Source organism: Croceicoccus sp. (assembly GCF_983967925.1).
Genome location: NZ_CFETID010000065.1, coordinates 1 through 2,101 on the forward strand (window position 1 = coordinate 1; position 2,101 = coordinate 2,101).

General features: G+C 64.6%; 1 protein-coding gene and 2 pseudogenes. 1 reads left to right on the forward strand and 2 read right to left on the reverse strand.

Annotation, left to right across the window (positions count from 1 at the left end):
* Nucleotides 1-190: 190 nt before the first annotated feature.
* Nucleotides 191-475, forward strand: a pseudogene (locus AC4FIJ_RS16435) (aldo/keto reductase); the annotation flags it as partial.
* On the opposite strand, the pseudogene AC4FIJ_RS16440 reads toward AC4FIJ_RS16435, so the two are convergent.
* Nucleotides 472-1,008: pseudogene (locus AC4FIJ_RS16440) on the reverse strand (IS91 family transposase); the annotation flags it as partial. The pseudogenes AC4FIJ_RS16435 and AC4FIJ_RS16440 sit on opposite strands and share 4 nt — an antisense overlap.
* A 4-nt stretch (nucleotides 1,009-1,012) precedes the next feature.
* Complete coding sequence (locus AC4FIJ_RS16445; protein ID WP_217373602.1) at nucleotides 1,013-1,921, reverse strand: tyrosine-type recombinase/integrase; 909 nt, start codon at nucleotides 1,919-1,921, stop codon at nucleotides 1,013-1,015.
* Nucleotides 1,922-2,101: the final 180 nt, after the last annotated feature.

A 2,101-nucleotide genomic window follows, 5' to 3' on the forward strand; every position in this document is an offset into this window, starting at 1 on the left:
ATTCATCAATACGGTCATGGAAGGCATGTCCGTTCAGGCGCGCGACGGCGCTACGATCAACGAACTGCTCTCCATCGCCAAAATGGCACTCGATCGATGGCCGGCCGCGATATGATCGCTACATGGTGGTCATCTGCCAATCCGCCTCCCGCCACCGAACAGTCGAACTCATCTCATAGGACAAAAGCACATGAAACACGTGACATTGCCCGGCGGGGAAGTGGTTCCTTCGATGGGTCAAGGCACCTGGAAGATGGGCGAACGTGCCGAACGGCGATCCGATGAGATCGCCGCGCTGCGCGCCGGTGTCGAGCTGGGCATGACGCTCGTCGATACCGCCGAAATGTATGGCGATGGTGCGGCGGAAACGCTGATCTGCGAGGCGCTGGGCAGCCTTCGCGACCAGTTGTTCCTCGTCACCAAGGCGTATCCACAGAACGCATCGCGCTCCCGCCTTGTCGGCGCGTGCGAGGCGATCCACCGGGCATTGTCGGGCGCAATGCCCCCGCCCGGGACGATCATGTGCACGTGGGGATGATGCGTCATCGCCGACCCCCAGGTATGCAGGACGGCGGTGATGCCGATGCGGGCGCCGAGATGCCTGGGGTCGGCGGCAATGGTCAGCATCGTCTCCGATGCGGCGCGGAACAGCAGGTCGTAGATCGCGGACTTGTTCTGCAGGGCCACCGCGGCAATCTCCGCCGGCAGCGTGAACACGACGTGGAAGTAGCCCACGGGCAACAGGTCGGCCTCGCGCTCTTCCAGCCAGGCCCGCGCGGCGGCGCCCTGGCACTTCGGGCAATGCCGGTTGCGGCACGAGTTATAGGCGATCCGCCAATGGCCGCAGTCCACGCAGGCTTCGATGTGGCCGCCGAGCGCGGCGGTCCGGCAGTTCTCGATGGCCGCCATGACCTTGAGCTGGGCCAGGCTCAGATGCCCGGCATGGGCAGCCCTGTAGCCGGGCCCGGCGCTGCGGAAGATATCGGCGACCTCGAGCGAGGCGCGCAACGGCTCAGCCGTCAGGCGCAACCGGCGGCGGAACGACGATCCCGAGCTTGTCGAGCGGGCTGACCACGGCATGGACGGTCCGTGTTGCCACCTGGGTATAGAAGGCGGTGTTCTCGAGCTTGGCATGACCGAGCAAGGTCTGGATGATCCGGATATCGATTCCGTCCTCAAGCAGGTGCGTGGCGAAGCTGTGGCGCAGCGTATGCGGGCTCACGTGCTTGGCGATCCCGGCGGACCGGGCAGCTTCGACGACCACGCGGTGAAGCTGCTTGGTACTGATCGGCTTGAGGTAGTGCTGGCCGGGGAACAGCCATCCGTCGCGGTGCATCACGCCTTCCCGGTGCCCGATCTTCCACCACTCGCGCAGCAGGGCGAGCAAGTCGGCCGAAAGCATGGCGTTGCGATATCGGCCGCCCTTGCCGCGTTCGACCCGCAGCAGCATGCGCTCGCTGTCGACGTCGCAAACTTTGAGCATCGACACCTCAGCCACCCGCAATCCCGCGCCATAGGCAACGGCCAGCGCGGCGTGGTGCTTGAGGCATGTCGTGGCCTGCAGCAGGCGCGCGACTTCCTCGCGGCTCAGCACAACCGGCAATTTGCGCACTACCCTCTCACGATAGAGCCGGCGGGAGAGATCCGGCCGGTCCAGCGTGTGCGTGAAGAAGAAGCGCAGCGCGGCAACGACGCTGTTCATGGTGGGAGATGGCATGCCCCCTTCGCGCTGCTCGACCTGGAAACGGCGCAGGTCTTCCGCAGTCGCCTTGTCGGGAGGACGTCCAAGCCAGGTCGCGAAGCGTGCAACGTCGCGGATATAATTGCGCTTTGTCTCGATCGAGAAATGGCGCAGTTGCATGTCTTCGATCAGGCGCTGGCGCAGCGGGCTGATGGGGGCGGCAGAAATAGACTCGATCATCGTTCGGCTCCCTGCTTGAAAGGAGCCTGAATGCTCGACCTACCGCCCGCGACGCTCAATCCCCGGGCGACCCACGATCCGTGCAGGAACCTCGCCGATTACGCCCTCCGCGAAGCGGTTCGTGCATCGGCCCACTTTCTGCCGATCTGTGATGCCAGTCAGGCAAACGATGTATGTCGG